The 15,738-nt window shown below is 71.5% G+C and carries 9 protein-coding genes, 3 tRNA genes and 1 pseudogene; 7 read left to right on the forward strand and 6 right to left on the reverse strand.

Annotated features, from left to right (window positions below; all coding sequences use genetic code 11):
- Positions 1-48 precede the first annotated feature (48 nt).
- Positions 49-1,920, forward strand: a complete 1,872-nt coding sequence (locus ABZX75_RS01430) for a site-specific integrase (RefSeq protein WP_355406582.1) — start codon at positions 49-51, stop codon at positions 1,918-1,920.
- 157 nt (positions 1,921-2,077) lie between these two features.
- Here the strand turns inward: ABZX75_RS01430 and ABZX75_RS01435 are convergent.
- The 3 genes from ABZX75_RS01435 to ABZX75_RS01445 all read right to left on the reverse strand — a co-directional run bounded on the left by ABZX75_RS01435 (position 2,078) and on the right by ABZX75_RS01445 (position 2,506).
- Positions 2,078-2,151, reverse strand: a tRNA-Ile gene (locus ABZX75_RS01435).
- 204 nt (positions 2,152-2,355) lie between these two features.
- Positions 2,356-2,428 (reverse strand) — tRNA-Asn (locus ABZX75_RS01440).
- Between the two features lie 5 nt (positions 2,429-2,433).
- A tRNA-Asn gene (locus tag ABZX75_RS01445) sits at positions 2,434-2,506 on the reverse strand.
- 145 nt (positions 2,507-2,651) lie between these two features.
- On the opposite strand from ABZX75_RS01445, the gene ABZX75_RS01450 reads away from it, so the two are divergent.
- From ABZX75_RS01450 to ABZX75_RS01465, 4 genes are all read left to right on the forward strand, one after another.
- Positions 2,652-2,954 carry a YtxH domain-containing protein gene (locus tag ABZX75_RS01450; RefSeq protein ID WP_355406584.1) on the forward strand — a complete coding sequence of 101 codons (303 nt, stop codon included), beginning with the start codon at positions 2,652-2,654 and terminating at the stop codon, positions 2,952-2,954.
- Positions 2,955-3,036: 82 nt separating this feature from the next.
- Positions 3,037-4,485, forward strand: a complete 1,449-nt coding sequence (locus tag ABZX75_RS01455) for an FGGY family carbohydrate kinase (protein WP_355406586.1) — start codon at positions 3,037-3,039, stop codon at positions 4,483-4,485.
- Positions 4,486-4,688: 203 nt separating this feature from the next.
- Complete coding sequence (locus ABZX75_RS01460) at positions 4,689-6,422, forward strand: ABC transporter ATP-binding protein (RefSeq protein WP_355406588.1); 1,734 nt, start codon at positions 4,689-4,691, stop codon at positions 6,420-6,422.
- Complete coding sequence (locus tag ABZX75_RS01465) at positions 6,419-8,341, forward strand: ABC transporter ATP-binding protein (RefSeq protein ID WP_355406590.1); 1,923 nt, start codon at positions 6,419-6,421, stop codon at positions 8,339-8,341. Before ABZX75_RS01460 ends, ABZX75_RS01465 begins: the two co-directional genes overlap by 4 nt.
- A 40-nt stretch (positions 8,342-8,381) precedes the next feature.
- On the opposite strand, the gene ABZX75_RS01470 is transcribed toward ABZX75_RS01465, so the two are convergent.
- The 3 genes and pseudogenes from ABZX75_RS01470 to ABZX75_RS01480 form a co-directional block, all read right to left on the reverse strand.
- On the reverse strand, positions 8,382-9,485 hold the full coding sequence (locus tag ABZX75_RS01470) for an RNA polymerase sigma factor (protein ID WP_355406592.1): 1,104 nt from the start codon (positions 9,483-9,485) through the stop codon (positions 8,382-8,384).
- A 624-nt stretch (positions 9,486-10,109) separates the two neighbouring features.
- Complete coding sequence (locus tag ABZX75_RS01475; protein WP_355406593.1) at positions 10,110-12,200, reverse strand: molybdopterin oxidoreductase family protein; 2,091 nt, start codon at positions 12,198-12,200, stop codon at positions 10,110-10,112.
- Positions 12,201-12,395: 195 nt separating this feature from the next.
- Positions 12,396-13,009 (reverse strand): annotated as a pseudogene (locus ABZX75_RS01480) (ElyC/SanA/YdcF family protein).
- A gap of 546 nt (positions 13,010-13,555) precedes the next feature.
- On the opposite strand from ABZX75_RS01480, the gene ABZX75_RS01485 reads away from it, so the two are divergent.
- Positions 13,556-14,299, forward strand: coding sequence for a sirohydrochlorin chelatase (locus ABZX75_RS01485; RefSeq protein WP_355406595.1), 744 nt, complete (start codon positions 13,556-13,558; stop codon positions 14,297-14,299).
- Positions 14,300-14,389: 90 nt separating this feature from the next.
- Complete coding sequence (locus ABZX75_RS01490) at positions 14,390-15,724, forward strand: deoxyguanosinetriphosphate triphosphohydrolase (protein WP_355406597.1); 1,335 nt, start codon at positions 14,390-14,392, stop codon at positions 15,722-15,724.
- Positions 15,725-15,738 lie beyond the last annotated feature (14 nt).

Here is a 15,738-nt window from a genome sequence, read left to right on the forward strand (position 1 = left end):
CAGAGCGGCAAAGATCAGCACACAGGCCACATCAGCAGGGGGAGAGTCGTGACTGACGTCAGCTACTTCAGGAGGTGCACGTGCAAGGTCCCGGTCCTCAACGACGCCGGCGAGCCGGTGCTCCTGAGCGATGGCACGCCCAAGATGAAGGAGGTCGGAGCTACCTGCCCGAAGCGCAGGCGAAAGGGGCACTCGACCTGGTACTTCTACTTTGAGCTGGAGCCCGGTGAGAACGGCAAGCGCCGGCGAGTGCGCCGCGGCGGCTTCAAGACGCAGGACGATGCCAAGGAGGAGGCCAAGAAGGAGCTGAAGAAGGTCGAGGGCGGCACAAACGTCCTGAGCTCGGCCACCGTGGGCAAGGACCTCAACGCCTGGGTAGAGCGGAAGGCAAGCCTCGCCCGAACCACCTCACACGGGTACGAGGGGCACATCCGGCTCTACCTGATGCCCCACCTAGGACACATCAAGCGCAAGGACCTCCACGTACGGCACGTCGAAGCGATGTATGCCGCCATCAAGAAGGAGAATGCCGAACGCCTGCTCCACCACGGCCGAGTCGTAGAGCTCACCGAAGCACGCGATGCCGCGAAGGAATCCTGGATACGAGCCTCCGGCAAGGGTGAGGAACGGCGCCAGGCCCGCAGCGCCTATCTCGACGCCAACGCTGCCCTGAGAGAGGGACGTCGGGGCCTGCGGAAGATCACAGGGCCAGCGACGCTCCACCGCATCAACGCCACCCTGAGCTCGTTCCTCAACAACGGGATCAAGCGGCGCGAATACACGACCAACTGGGCGTCGCTCATCGAGCTGCCATCCGTCAAGCGGCCGAAGCCGCTCGTGTGGACGCGCGAGCGGGTTGAGCACTGGCAGCGCACGGGCGAGAGGCCCGGCCCGGTGATGGTCTGGACACCCGAGCAAGCCGGGGCGTTCCTGGACTTCGTGGCGGATGACCGCCTCTACGCCCTGTGGGACACGTTCACCTTCCTCGGGCCGCGCCGCGGCGAGATGGCAGCCCTCCCCTGGGCGGAAGTCAGCCTCACCAACTTGTCCATGCGGATCTCGGCCCAGCTCGTTGAATTCGCCTACCGCGTCTACGGCGAGGAGCCGAAGGCCGACAGCGTCCGCACCATGAGCATCAGCACGCACTCTGGCCGGGTGCTGGCCGCGCATCGGGGCCGCCAAGAGCGCGAACGCTCGCAGTGGGAGGGTCAGGAGGCGTGGGTCGAATCAGGCTGTGTCTTCACCATGGAGAACGGCGCCGCGCTCCATCCCGACTGGATCAGCCGGCGGTTCAAGCGGCTGGTCGAGCTCTCCGGCCTCCCGCCCGTACGCCTGCACGACCTGCGCCACCTCTCGGCAAGCCTCGCCCTGCTCGCCGGTGCCGACATCAAGGTGGTCCAGGAGCGGCTTGGCCACAGCTCACGGCAGATCACCTCGGACACTTACACCAGCGTCCTGCCCGAGCTGTTCCGGACCGAGGCCGAGTCGACGGTCGCAGTCGTGCCTCGCGGCGGTGAGGTCTCCTACACGGTCAAGAAGGCCCTCAAGATCCCCGGTAGCGTCTTCGCGCAGGACGTGGCGGTGCTGTTCGCCAGCGCGGCCAGTACGGCGCAGAAGTCGCGCTGGACCGTTGAGGTTCAAGCGACCGCCGACGGTGAGGTCTTCGGCCGGATCCACACGGAGGTCCAAACGCCTGAGCGTGCGGTCGAGGCGGCCGAGGCGTGGCTTCAGACGTACTGCACGGAACAGGGGTACGAGGTCATCCGCAGCGAGAACCTCGCCGATCGGATCCCGGAGGACCAGAAGGCCAACTCGGCGCTGGTTCGTCTCGTGATCGACCGCACATCGGCGAGCGGCCGCGACGAGCCAGCGCGCCGCTTCCTGGCAGGCGCACGAAAGGCTTCTGTCGGCACCGGGTGACGCCCGTCCCCGCGTCCACCCCCTCGCGTCCCCGCTGTGTCCCCGCAGCGCCTATGGAACGCGAAAGGCGGCCCCGGAGGGCCGCCAGGATCACCGTAGTGACTCGCGTCGCCAGCAAAGATGCTGGTCAGATCGTTTCTGCACACCTGGTGTGCGGTGGGGCGGGTGGGACTCGAACCCACGGCCGACGGATTATGAGTCCGCTGCTCTAACCGGCTGAGCTACCGCCCCTTCACGGCGTGGCGCGTACATGTGTGCGCGCCGTCTGCCGCAGCATAGCCGCTCATACGATCTCCTGCCTCGGATGCCTCGCATGATCGGCTTCGCCTGTTCAGAGAGACCGCGCCGAAGGCTGCCCGGTTCCCGGCCGGGGCAAGAAAAAGAAGAAAAGAAGAAGAGGAGGACCCATTGGGCCCTCCTCTTCCCCTTGCCTTGCTCCCCCGGCTGGACTCGAACCAGCAACCCTCCGGTTAACAGCCGAATGCTCTGCCAATTGAGCTACAGGGGACCGCGCTCCCCCGACTGGACTCGAACCAGTAACCTGCCGGTTAACAGCCGGCTGCTCTGCCAATTGAGCTACAGGGGATTGCTGCGGTGCATCGGACAGTCCACCTCCGGCGTTGCCGGGGGGCGAGCGCCCGTTGCGAGTCATAGATTAGCGCAAGCAGGGGGGTGCTCCGCCAATCGGTATCCAGAGCGGGCCGGGCACCACACGACGAAGGGTGGCAGGCATGCGGTACAAGGTCACGTTCGTGGTCGGACTGGCCCTCGGGTACGTGCTCGGAACCCGGGCCGGGCGCGAGCGGTACGAGCAGCTGAAGAAGTCCGCGCGGCAGCTCGCGCAGAACCCGGCGGTGCGCAACGCCGCCGAGACGGCCGGGCAGAACGGGCGCCAGTTCGCCGGGAAGGCGTTCGCCACGGTGAGCGAGAAGGTCGGCGACGCCGTCCCGGTCGTGGCCGGGCGGGTACGGAGGCTGCGCGACCGGGTCGGCGGCGGAGGCGCCGAGGACGACTGGGGCACGAGCAACACCTGAGGTGCGTGAGGCCCCGGGGTCCTGTGGATCCCGGGGGCTCCGGGCGGTGGAGCCCGGCCCGGCGTGCGGCAGAATTCTCCGCATGGGGATAGTCGCCGGGCTGGACAGTTCTTCCGCCTTCACTCGCATCGTCGTCTGCGACACCGAAACGGGTGCCGTGCTGCGCCAGGGGTACGCACCCCATCCACAGCCCGCCGGGGACCCCGACGGCGCCAACCCGCACGAGACGGATCCGCAGGCCTGGCTGCTCTCGCTCGGCGAGGCCGCCGGCGGCGGGCTCCTCGAAGGCGTCCAGGCCATCGGCGTCTCCGCGCAGCAGCACGGCGTGCTGCCGCTGGACGCGCAGGGCGGGCTCGTACGCCCCGCGCTGGTCGGCAACGACAAGCGCGGCCAGGTGGCCGCCGCCGATCTCATCGACGCGCTGGGCGGCCGGCAGGCCTGGAGCGAGGCGGTCGGCTCCGTTCCGCATTCCGCGCAGCCGATCGCCAAGCTGGCCTGGCTCGCCCGCACCGAGCCGGAGGCGGCCCGCCGGGTGGCCGTGGTGATGTCGCCGCACGACTGGCTGGTCTGGCAGCTGCTGGGGCGCCCGGCCCGGCGGACCACCGACCGGGGCGGTGCCTCCGGCACCGGGTACTGGTCGGCGGCCACCGGCTCCTACCGTCCCGACCTGGTCGAGCTGGCGCTCGGGCACCAGGCGCTGCTGCCCGAGGTGCTCGGCCCGGCCGATGCGGCCGGGACCACCCCGGAGGGGCTGCTCATCTCCGCCGGCACCGGCGAGACCATGGCCGCCGCGCTCGGGCTCGGGCTGGGACCCGGCGACGCGGTGGTCTCCCTGGGCGCTTCCGGTTCCGTGATGGCGGTGCACCACGAGGCGCTGCCCGAGCCGGGCGGCTTGATCACTTCCCTGGCCGACGCCGGCGGCATGCACCTGCCGGTGGTGAACACCTCCAATGCCGTACGGGCCCTGCGCGGCACCGCCGAGCTGCTGGGCACCGATCTGGAGGGGCTGTCCGAGCTCGCGCTGAAGTCGACGCCGGGCGCGCACGGCCTCGTACTGCTGCCGTATCTGGAGGGTGAGCGGACGCCGAACCTGCCGCACACCGCCGGGACCCTGTCCGGGCTGCGGCGGGACTCGATGAAGCCGGAGCACCTGGCGCGGGCCGCCTTCGAGGGCATGCTGTGCGGGCTGGTGGACGCCCTGGACGTGCTGCGCTCGCGCGGAGTCGAGATCCGGCGGGTGTTCCTGCTGGGGGCGGCGGCCGAGCTTCCCGCCGTACAGGCCGCCGCACCGGGGCTCTTCGGCACGCAGATCGTCGTACCGGCGCCGGCCGACTACGCGGCACTGGGCGCGGCGCGGCAGGCGGCATGGGCGCTCGGGGTGCGGCAGGGGACGCTGGCCCCGCACACCCCGCCGGTCTGGCCCGCCCCGGCGGCGCAGGTCTTCGAGCCGGGCGAGGAGTTCCCGGCCTGGCAGGCGGTGCGCCAGCAGTACATCGCCACGCGGGAGCAGATCCACCCCGGCGCCTTCTAGGACCGGGAGACCGGGCGGCCGACAGACCGGGAGACCGGGAGACCGGGAGACCGGGAGCCTCGCCTTCCCGGGGCCGTCTAGGGCGCCCGGTCCCGGTGGACTACTCCTTTTGACCGGCCTTTGCTAAATGCGGTGGGGATCGGCCACCGGTTGGCCCAAGATTGGGGTGAACCCCCCTCGATCTTGCCGACCGGAGCCTGCGCGTGCTCATACGACTTCTGCGGACCCGCCTGGGTCCGTATCGGAAACCCATCGCTCTGCTGGTCCTGCTGCAGTTACTACAGACCAGTGCGAGCCTCTACCTGCCGACGCTGAACGCGGACATCATCGACAAGGGTGTCGTCAACGGCGACACGGGCTACATCCTGCGCTTCGGCGCGGTGATGCTCGGCGTCTCGCTCGTCCAGCTCGTCTGCAACGTCGGGGCCGTGTACTACGGCGCGCGCACGGCCGCGGCCCTCGGCCGGGACGTGCGCGCCGCCGTCTTCGACCGTGTGCAGAGCTTCTCCGCGCGGGAGCTCGGCCAGTTCGGCGCGCCGTCCCTCATCACCCGTACGACGAACGACGTGCAGCAGATCCAGATGCTGGTGCTGATGTCGTTCACCCTGATGGTCTCGGCGCCGATCATGTGCGTCGGCGGTATCGCCATGGCGATCTCGCTCGACGTGAAGCTGTCCGGTGTGCTGCTCGCCGTGGTCCCCGTCCTCGGGCTCGCCGTCGGCGCGGTCGTCTTCAAGACGCGGCCGCTGTTCCGGCAGATGCAGGAACGCCTGGACACCGTGAACCGGGTCCTGCGCGAGCAGATCACCGGCAACCGGGTCATCCGCGCCTTCGTCCGCGACGACTACGAGAAGGATCGATTCCGCGACGCCAACACGGACCTGACCGGTGTCTCGCTGGCCGCCGGCAAGCTGCTGGCCTTCATGTTCCCCACCGTCATCGTGGTCGTGAACATCTCCAGCGTCGCCGTCATCTGGTTCGGTGCGATGCGCGTCGACAGCGGGGGCATGGAGATCGGCCAGCTGACGGCCTTCCTCGCCTACCTGATGCAGATCGTCATGTCCGTGATGATGGCCACCTTCATGTTCATGATGGTGCCGCGCGCCGAGGTGTGCGCCGAGCGGGTGCAGGAGGTCCTGGACACCGAGTCGAGCGTGGTCCCGCCCGTCGACCCGGTGCGCGAGCTCGCCCGGCGCGGACGGCTGGAGCTGCGCGGCGCCGACTTCCGCTACCCGGGCGCCGAGGCCCCGGTCCTGCGCGGAGTGGACCTGGTGGCCCGCCCCGGCGAGACCACCGCGGTGATCGGCTCGACCGGAAGCGGCAAGTCCACGCTGCTGGGCCTGGTCCCGCGGCTGTTCGACGCGACCGGCGGCGCGGTGCTGGTCGACGGGGAGGACGTACGGCGCCTGGACCCCGAACTGCTGGCCAGGACGGTCGGCCTGGTCCCGCAGAAGCCGTACCTGTTCTCCGGAACCGTCGCTTCGAATCTGCGCTACGGGCGCCCCGGCGCGAGCGACGAGGAGCTCTGGCAGGCGCTGGAAGTGGCGCAGGCCAAGCAGTTCGTGTCCGCGCTGGAGGGCGGCCTGGAAGCCGCCATCACCCAGGGCGGAACCAATGTCTCCGGCGGTCAGCGCCAGCGTCTGGCGATCGCCCGCACGCTGGTGCAGCGACCGGAGATCTATCTCTTCGACGACTCCTTCTCGGCCCTCGACTACGCGACGGACGCGGCGCTGCGCGCGGCGCTCGCCCGGGAGACCGAGGACGCGACCGTGGTCATCGTCGCCCAGCGGGTCTCCACGATCCGCGATGCCGACCGGATCATCGTCCTGGACGCGGGTCAGGTCGTGGGCGAGGGGCGGCACCACGAGCTGATGGCCGGCAATGAGACCTACCGGGAGATCGTGCTCTCCCAGCTGACGGAGGCGGAGGCCGCATGAGCGGGCCCGGAGGACGGATGATGACGGGGCCGGCCCAGCGGTCCATGGATTTCAAGGGCTCGGGCAAGCGGCTGCTGGGCCAGCTCGCGCAGGACCGGGCCAAGTTGTGGGGCATGGTCGCCGCCGTCATCGGCAGCGTCGGCTGTGCGGTCGTCGGCCCGAAGATCCTCGGTGAGGCCACCGACCTGGTGTTCGCGGGGATCGTCGGCCGGGAGATGCGGGACGGCACCACCAAGCAGCAGGCGCTGGACGCGATGCGCGCCGAGGGCCGGGACGGGATGGCGGACATGCTGTCCGGCACCGATTTCACCCCCGGCAAGGGCATCGACTTCGGCGCGGTCGGGGTCGTGGCGCTCTGGGCGCTGGTGGTCTTCACCCTCGCCGGTCTGCTGATGCTCGTCGCGACCCGGCTGTCGAACCACGTCATGAACGGCTCCGTGTACCGGATGCGCGAGGAGTTGCAGGCGAAGCTGTCGCGGCTGCCGCTGTCGTACTTCGACCAGCAGAAGCGCGGCGAGGTGCTGAGCCGGGCCACCAACGACATCGACAACATCGGCCAGACGCTCCAGCAGACGATGGGGCAGCTGCTGAACTCGCTGCTGACCATCGTCGGTGTGCTGGCGATGATGTTCTGGATCTCACCGCTGCTGGCCCTGGTGGCGCTGGTGACCGTGCCGGTCTCGATCTACGTGGCGGCGAAGATCGGCAAGAAGTCGCAGCCGCAGTTCGTGGCGCAGTGGAAGACGACGGGCGCGCTCAACGCCCACGTCGAGGAGATGTACTCGGGCCACACGCTGGTCAAGGTCTTCGGCCGCCAGAGGGAGTCCGCGGCCCTCTTCGCCGAGCAGAACGAGGCGCTGTACCGGGCCACCTTCAAGGCGCAGTTGGTCAGCGGCATCATGCAGCCGGTGATGTTCTTCATCTCGAACATCAACTACGTGCTGATCGCGGTCGTCGGCGGTCTGCGGGTCGCCTCGGGCAGCCTGTCCATCGGTGACGTGCAGGCCTTCATCCAGTACTCGCGCCAGTTCTCGATGCCGCTGACCCAGGTCGCGTCGATGGCGAACCTCGTGCAGTCCGGCGTCGCCTCGGCGGAGCGGGTCTACGAGCTGCTGGACGCCGAGGAGCAGGAGCCGGACGCCGAGGTGCCGGAGCGTCCCGAGGAGCTGCGCGGCCAGGTCACGCTCGACAAGGTGGCCTTCCGCTACGAGCCGGACAAGCCGCTGATCGAGAACCTCTCGCTGAGGGTCGAGCCGGGCCAGACGGTCGCGATCGTCGGCCCGACGGGCGCCGGCAAGACGACCCTGGTGAATCTCCTGATGCGGTTCTACGAGGTCACGGGCGGCGAGATCGCCCTCGACGGGGTGGACATCGGGAAGATGACGCGCGAGGAACTGCGCAGCGGCATCGGCATGGTGCTCCAGGACACCTGGCTGTTCGGCGGCACCCTCGCGGAGAACATCGCCTACGGTGCTTCGCGCGAGGTCACGCGCGCCGAGATCGAGGAGGCGGCGCGGGCCGCGCACGCGGACCGCTTCATCCGCACCCTGCCGGACGGCTACGACACGGTGCTGGACGACGAGGGCGCCGGCGTCAGCGCCGGCGAGAAGCAGCTGATCACCATCGCCCGGGCGTTCCTGTCGGACCCGGTGATCCTGGTCCTCGACGAGGCGACGAGCTCGGTGGACACCCGTACCGAGGTGCTGATCCAGAAGGCGATGGCGCGCCTCGCGCACGGCCGGACGTCCTTCGTGATCGCGCACCGGCTGTCCACCATCCGCGACGCCGACGTCATCCTGGTGATGGAGAACGGCTCGATCGTGGAACAGGGCACGCACGAAGGGCTGCTGGCGGCGCAGGGCGCGTACGCACGGCTGTACGCGGCGCAGTTCGCGCAGGCGGTCGCGGAAGTCGACTGAGTCCGGGGCGGGGTGCCCCGGCGCAGGGCACCCCGGCCGGTCAGTCGAGATAGCCCCGGAGCTGGTCGGCGAAGGCGTGGTCGCGCAGCTTGTTGAGGGTCTTCGACTCGATCTGGCGGATGCGCTCACGGGTCACGCCGAAGATCCGGCCGATCTCCTCCAGGGTGCGGGGGCGCCCGTCGGCCAGTCCGTAGCGCAGCTGGACGACCTTGCGCTCGCGCTCGCCGAGGGTCGACAGCACGGCTTCCAGGTGCTCGCGCAGCAGGAAGAACGCGGCGGACTCCATGGGTGACGCGGCGTCACCGTCCTCGATCAGATCACCGAGCGCCACGTCGTCCTCCTCGCCCACGGGGGCGTGCAGGGAGACCGGCTCCTGCGCGAGGCGGAGCACCTCCATGACCCGCTCGGGGGTGAGCTCCAGGTGGACGGCGACCTCTTCGGCGGTGGGCTCGTACCCTCGCTCCTGGAGCATGCGGCGCTGCACCCGGACGACGCGGTTGATCAGCTCCACGACGTGGACGGGCACGCGGATGGTCCGGGCCTGGTCGGCGAGGGCCCGGGACATCGCCTGCCGGATCCACCAGGTGGCGTAGGTGGAGAACTTGTACCCGCGGGCATAGTCGAACTTCTCAACGGCCCGTATGAGCCCGAGGTTTCCCTCCTGCACGAGGTCGAGCATGGTGAGCCCGCGGCCCACGTACCGCTTCGCGACGGAGACGACGAGCCGCAGATTCGACTCGATCAGGCGGCGTTTGGCCATGCGCCCCATGACGACGAGCTTGTCGAGGTCGAGGGCGAGTCGGGAGTCGAGATCGGAGGCGCTGGCGAGCTTCTCCTCGGCGAAGAGCCCGGCTTCGACGCGCCGGGCGAGATCGACCTCCTCGGCGGCGGTGAGCAGCGGGATCCTGCCTATCTCGCGGAGGTACTGCCGGAACAGATCCGCGGAAGGAGCCGCTCCGCCCCCGCTGTCGCCGCTGCGCCTGCGCTGCTCCGGCACCTGCTCGATCAGCTCCAGCGGCTCGGGCTCGTCGTCCACGGCTTCGGCCTCTGTCCCGGCCTCTTCGGCCCCTGCGGCCCCTTCGGCTCTCACGGCCTCCGAGTACTCGCTCACGCTCACGTTCACGGTCAGGGTCTGGGTCTGCACGGGGGCGACCTCCTGGGCTCCGAGGAAGGGGGCACCGCACCTCAGTGTGGGGCACGGCGCATCGCCGCCACGAGGGGCGTGCGAGCACTTTCTGAGTCCGGTGCGTGACCGGATGGTTACCCGCCGCCGAGAACCCCGATGCGGATCGGAAGCATGTCCGAGAAGATCGACTTCATGTCTGCGTACGAAACCCACGTGCCGGTGCGCTGCGCTGCGCGGATCCGGCGGCACTGGCCCGTGCGCCTCGACGCGTGGGCCGTGGCACGGGAGTTGAAGGTGACGCACATCGTGCCGGCACGGTGCCGGACGGTGTCGCGGCCGATGCTGCACCCTGCGGGACCGCACGGTCACAGCACTAGCCACGAGAGCCCGCTGCCACGGCGGCGGACGGCGGGCGGCGGGCTTCGACCGCGCCGCCCTGGAGTCCCGGGTGACCCGGTCGGGCCCTTGCCGGGCCCTCGCCGGAGACGGTCACGAACGCTCACGGGAGCGGGAGTTCGCGCGAGGACTTCCTTCCAGAAGGAGTACCGGGGCATCTCCGGCGTGCCGGGGTAGCCCGCCCCCGGCGGTCCGACCGCACGACCGCACGGCCGCACGGCCGCACGGCCGCACGGCCGCAGCGGCTCAGTCGGCCGGTTCCACGCGGACCGCGCAGACCTTGAACTCCGGCATGCGGGAGATCGGGTCCAGGGCCGGGTTGGTCAGGGTGTTGGCGCGGCCCTCGCCCGGCCAGTGGAAGGGCATGAAAACCGTGTCCGCGCGGATGGTGTCCGTGATGCGGGCCGGGGCCACCGCGCGGCCGCGGCGGGAGATGACCGCCAGGGGGCGGCCGTCGACCGCGCCGATGCGGGCGGCGAGGCGTGGGTGGAGTTCCACGAACGGGCCGGGGGCCGCCGCGTTGAGCTCGTCCACCCGCCGGGTCTGGGCGCCGGACTGGTACTGGGCGACCACGCGGCCGGTGGTGAGCAGGACCGGGTACTGCGCGTCGGGGATCTCGGCGGCGTCGCGGTGGGAGACGGCGACGAAGCGGGCGCGGCCGTCGTCGGTGGCGAAGCGGTCCAGGAAGAGGCGGCGGGTGCCCTGCGCCCCGGAACCGTCCTCGGGGCAGGGCCAGAAGACGCCCTGCTCCGCCTCGATGCGGGCGTAGGTGATGCCCGAGTAGTCCGCCGGGCCGCCGGCGGAGGCGCGGCGCAGTTCGTCGAAGACCTCCTCGGGGGCGGTGGGGAAGCCCTTCTCCACACCGAGCCGGCCGGCCAGGCCGTGCAGCACCTCCAGGTCGGTGCGGACGCCCGGCGGCGGGTCGAGGGCCTTGCGGCGCAGCAGGACGCGGCCCTCCAGGTTGGTGGTGGTGCCGGTCTCCTCCGCCCACTGGGTGACCGGGAGGACCACGTCCGCGAGGGCCGCCGTCTCGGAGAGGACGACGTCGGCCACCGCGAGGAAGTCCAGCGAGCGGATGCGCTCCTCGATGTGGGCGGCGCGGGGCGCCGAGACCACCGGGTTGGAACCCATCAGCAGCAGGGCCCGGACGTCCGTGCCGAGGGCGTCGAGGAGTTCGTACGCGCTGCGGCCCGGGCCGGGGAGGCTGTCGGGGTCGACTCCCCAGACCCCGGCGATGTGCGCCCGGGCCGCCGGGTCGGTCAGCTTGCGGTAGCCGGGAAGCTGGTCCGCCTTCTGGCCGTGCTCCCGGCCGCCTTGCCCGTTGCCCTGGCCGGTCAGGCACCCGTACCCGGAGAGCGGCCGGCCGGCCCGGCCGGTGGCCAGACACAGGTTGATCCAGGCGCCGACGGTGTCGGTGCCCTTGGACTGCTGTTCCGGGCCGCGGGCCGTCAGCACCATCGCGGAGGACGGGGCGCAGAACATCGCCACCGCTTCGCGCAGGCGGGGCACGGGAACGCCCGTGATGCGCTCCACCAGCTCCGGCCAGTGCGCCATCGCGGCCGCCCGGGCCTCCTCCCAGCCGGTGGTGCGTTCGGCGATGAACTCCTCGTCCGTGCGGCCTTCCGCGACCACGAGGTGCAGCAGGCCGAGGGCGAGCGCGAGGTCCGTGCCGGGGCGCGGGGCCAGATGCAGGTCGGCCTGCTCGGCGGTGCGGGTGCGGCGCGGGTCGATGACGATCAAGGTGCCGCCGTTCGCCCTGAGCTCGGTGAGGTAGCGCAGGGCGGGCGGCATGGTCTCGGCCAGATTCGAGCCGACGAGGATGACGCAGCCGGTGCGGGGGATGTCCTCCAGCGGGAAGGGCAGGCCCCGGTCGAGCCCGAAGGCCCGCTGGTGGGCCGCGGCGGCCGAGGACATGCAGAAGCGGCCGTTGTAGTCGATCTGCGAGGTCCGCAGGGCGACCCGGGCGAACTTGCCGAGCGCGTACGCCTTCTCGTTGGTCAGTCCGCCCCCGCCGAAGACCCCGACGGCGTCCGGGCCGTACGTACGTCCCGTGCGGGCGAGGCCCTCGGCGACGGCGTCGAGGGCCTCCTCCCAGGTGGCGGGCGCGAGCTGCCCGGCGTGGGTGCGGACGAGCGGCTGCGTCAGGCGCACCCGGGAGGAGAGCACGGCGGGAGCGGTGCGGCCCTTGCCGCACAGCGCACCCCGGTTCACGGGGAAGTCGGCGCGCTCCTCCACCGCCACGGTGGTACCGCCCGGATCGGGTCGGAGGACCATTCCGCACTGCAGCGCGCAGTACGGGCAGTGCGTGGCCGTGGCGGCTGCTTCCGGAGTGTGCATACCGGACAGCCTGCGCCGCCGGTGTTACGTGGGCCGCAGCCGTCCGTTACACCTCCGGTACGGCGCCCTCAGCGCCGGTGTCACCGTCCGGTGAGGTGGCGCACGGTGGGCCCGGCGGTCCAGCCGCCGTCCACGGCGCGCTCGACCGCGCCGATCTTTGGACGGGCCGCGCACGCCCCACCGCCAGGGGGCGCGTCAGTCCGTCAGAGCCGCGAGGGCCCGCGACACCCCCTGTTCCTTCGGCCCCAGGAAGCGCGGGGCGGGCTTGAAGGCCGCGTCCAGCGCCGCCTTGCCCGCCGCGAAGACCTCGGGGTACCGCCGTAGTACCAGGTGGCGTCGTGTACGTCGGCCACCCCGACGCCGTACGAGTCCAGGCCCGCGGCCTGGCACAGGGCGACCGCCCGGCGGATGTGGAAGCCCTGGCTGATCAGCACGGCCCGCTCGACGCCGAATATCTCCTTGGCCCGCACGCAGGAGTCCCAGGTGTCGAAGCCTGCGTAGTCACTGACGATCCGCTCGTCCGGCACCCCGTGTTCGGTGAGGTAGGTGCGCATCGCGTCGGGCTCGTCATACTCCGTGCGGCTGTTGTCCCCGGTGACCAGCACGACCTTGACCTTGCCCGTGCGGTACAGCTCGGCGGCCGCGTCGAGCCGGTCGGCCAGGTAGGGGGTGGGCCGGCCGTTCCACAAACCGGCCCCGAACACCACGGCGACCTCGGCGGCGGGCGCGTCGGCAGTGGTGCGCAGCCGGTCCGCGGCCGCCGCGTGCGTCCACGCCGACGGCAGCAGCGCCAGCACGCAGCCCGCCATCACGATCTGCACCGCCCGCCGCCGCGCCCCCACGCCTCGCGGCAACCCCGGCACTCCGGGCGACGCCGACAGCCCCGGCCACCACCTCGACGGCTTCGCCCACCTCAACGGCTTCGCCGCCACGGCCCCTCCCGGGAGCTTCGGCCGCCCCGGCCGGCTCCGCCGCCATCGCGCCGCCGACCGTACCCAGCCCGGCATCTCCATGACCGATCCCCCCTTGCACCCATGTCCCACACCCCACGCCTCGCGCGTCGTTCGCACGGATTGACGAACAGGCCCCCGCCCCCAGTTCCACACCTCCCACCTTTCACCCGTACGAATCATCGAGTGAGCAGCCGGAAAACACCCGTCACCCCGCCGCAACGCCCCGGCAACGTGCCTCGCGCAGGATCGGTCCATGACGGAGCCGGTGCACCCTCCCGACACCCTGCCCCTCCCCCTCCCGTTCGGCAGCGCCGCCGAGCTGCTGACCCGGATCACCACCCAACTCGGTTCGCAGCTCAGCGGGCTGCGCCCGCCGCGCGCCCGGCCCCACGGAGTCCAGACATGCAGCCCACCCTCGTCGCAGTGGCCCACGGCAGCCGTGACCCGCGCGCCCCGCACACCGCCCTCGCGCTGCTCGAACGGGTCCGCGAGCTCCGCCCCCGGCTCGACGTCCGGCTCGGGCACATCGAACTGAACCGGCCGCTGCTCGACGACACCCTCGCCGAGCACGACCCCGGCTCGGCGGTGCTCGTCCCCCTGCTGCTCGGCCGCGGGTACCACGTCAAGCGCGATCTCCCCGCGGCCGGCGCCCGGGCACGTCATCTGAGCATCCGCGTCGCCGCCCCGCTCGGCCCGCACCCGCTGCTCGTCGAGGCCCTGTTCGAACGACTCCTGGAGGGCGGCTGGACCCCCGGCACCGCCGTGGTCCTGGCCGCCGCCGGGTCCCGCGACCCCGACTCCGCCGCCGACACCCGCACGACCGCCGCCCTGCTCTCCGAACGCCTCGGCTCCGTGGCCGTCGTACCGGCCTACGCCTCCACCGCCGCTCCCGCCGTCCCCGACGCCGTCCGGGCGCTGGCCGCCCGCGGGCACCGCAGGGTCGCGGTCGCCTCCTACTTCGTCGCCCCCGGCCGCTTCGCCACCCACAGCGCCGCCGCCGCGTCCGGCCCCGCCGCCGCCCCCATCGGCGCGCACCCGGCGCTGGCCCGCCTCGTCCTCCAGCGGTACGACGAGGCCCTCGCCCGGGGCCGGGACGAGAGCCGCGGCCGGAGCCCGGGCCGGCCCCTGGAACTGGCCACCGCATAAGGACCGGCCCGCCGGAGAGAAGCACTCGGTGTCGGCGGCGGCGCCGTTCGGATTGCTCGGATTGTCGGTGTTTCCGGTTAACGTCTCACCATGGAAGGCATGGAAGGCACCGCACTGGCCCCCGCAAACGATCCGAACGAGCCCTACGACCCGGCCGCCACCGAGCGCTGGGCCGCCGAGCCCGACAAACGGCCCGGGCGCACCGCCTTCCAGCGCGACCGCGCCCGCGTGCTGCACTCCGCCGCCCTGCGCCGCCTCGCCGGGAAGACGCAGGTCGTCACCCCCGGCAGCCGTTCGTACGACTGGGACGCGAGCCCCCGTACGCGGCTCACTCACTCACTGGAGTGCGCCCAGGTCGGCCGTGAGCTCGGCGCGGCCCTCGGCTGCGACCCCGACCTCGTCGAGGCCGCCTGCCTCTCGCACGACATGGGCCACCCTCCCTTCGGGCACAACGGCGAGGAGGCGCTCAACGAGTTCGCCAAGGACTGCGGCGGCTTCGAGGGCAACGCCCAGTCGCTGCGCCTGCTGACCCGTCTGGAACCGAAGCGGTTCGTGCCCGACCCGTCGAGCGGCGAGCTCGTCAGCGTCGGCCTCAACCTCACCCGGGCCTGTCTGGACGCCGCCACCAAGTACCCCTGGGCCCGCGGCGACCACCCCACCGACCCCGACTCGGTCAAGTTCGGGGCGTACGAGGACGATCTGCCGGTCTTCGAGTGGTTGCGCCGCGGGGCGCCCGCCGACCGCAAGTGCTTCGAGGCGCAGGTCATGGACTGGGCGGACGACGTCGCCTACTCCGTCCACGACTTCGAGGACAGCCTGCACGCGGGCCACCTCGACCCCAATCTGCTCTTCGCGGAGCCCGAGCGGGCCGCGATCTGGCGGGTCGCGATCGGCCGGTACGTACCCGCCGACACCTCCCCGGAGGAGCTGCGCGAGGCTCTGGACCGGCTGATGGAACAGGAGTGGTGGCCCCACGGGTACGACGGCTCGGCCGTCGCCCAAGCCCGCCTGAAGGACGCCACCAGCCAGCTGATCGGCCGGTTCTGCCTGGCCGCCGAGGGCGCCACCCGCGAGGCGTACGGTTCCGGTCGCCTCACGCGGTACGCCGCCGAGCTGATGATCCCGCGCGAGGCGCGCAACGAGTGCGCGGTGCTCAAGGCGGTCGCCGACCTGTACGTCATGCAGCGCGACGAGCAGGAGCGGATCCGCGCCGACCAGCGCATCGTCCTGGCCGAACTCGCCGAGGCGCTCAGCGCCCGCGCCCCCGAGGGGCTGGACCCGCAGTTCCGGGCGATCTTCGATACGGCCCCGGACGACAAGGCCAGGAAGCGGGCGGTCATCGACCAGATCGCGGCCCTCACGGACGCCTCCGCCCGCTCCCTGCACACACGCCTCACCCGGCGCACGCGACGCGCCGGAGGGTGAGTGATCGGGCCACT

It is taken from the genome of Streptomyces sp. NPDC003038, from assembly GCF_040611115.1.
Lineage (GTDB): Bacteria > Actinomycetota > Actinomycetes > Streptomycetales > Streptomycetaceae > Streptomyces.

What these genes read in the sequence shown, in the direction of transcription:
- ABZX75_RS01450 (WP_355406584.1), top strand. Translation starts at nt 2,652, where the DNA reads ATGCGGTACAAGGTCACGTTCGTGGTCGGACTGGCCCTCGGGTACGTG.
- ABZX75_RS01455 (WP_355406586.1), top strand. Translation starts at nt 3,037, where the DNA reads ATGGGGATAGTCGCCGGGCTGGACAGTTCTTCCGCCTTCACTCGCATC.
- ABZX75_RS01465 (WP_355406590.1), top strand. Translation starts at nt 6,419, where the DNA reads ATGAGCGGGCCCGGAGGACGGATGATGACGGGGCCGGCCCAGCGGTCC.
- ABZX75_RS01475 (WP_355406593.1), bottom strand. Translation starts at nt 12,200, where the DNA reads ATGCACACTCCGGAAGCAGCCGCCACGGCCACGCACTGCCCGTACTGC.
- ABZX75_RS01485 (WP_355406595.1), top strand. Translation starts at nt 13,556, where the DNA reads ATGCAGCCCACCCTCGTCGCAGTGGCCCACGGCAGCCGTGACCCGCGC.
- ABZX75_RS01490 (WP_355406597.1), top strand. Translation starts at nt 14,390, where the DNA reads ATGGAAGGCATGGAAGGCACCGCACTGGCCCCCGCAAACGATCCGAAC.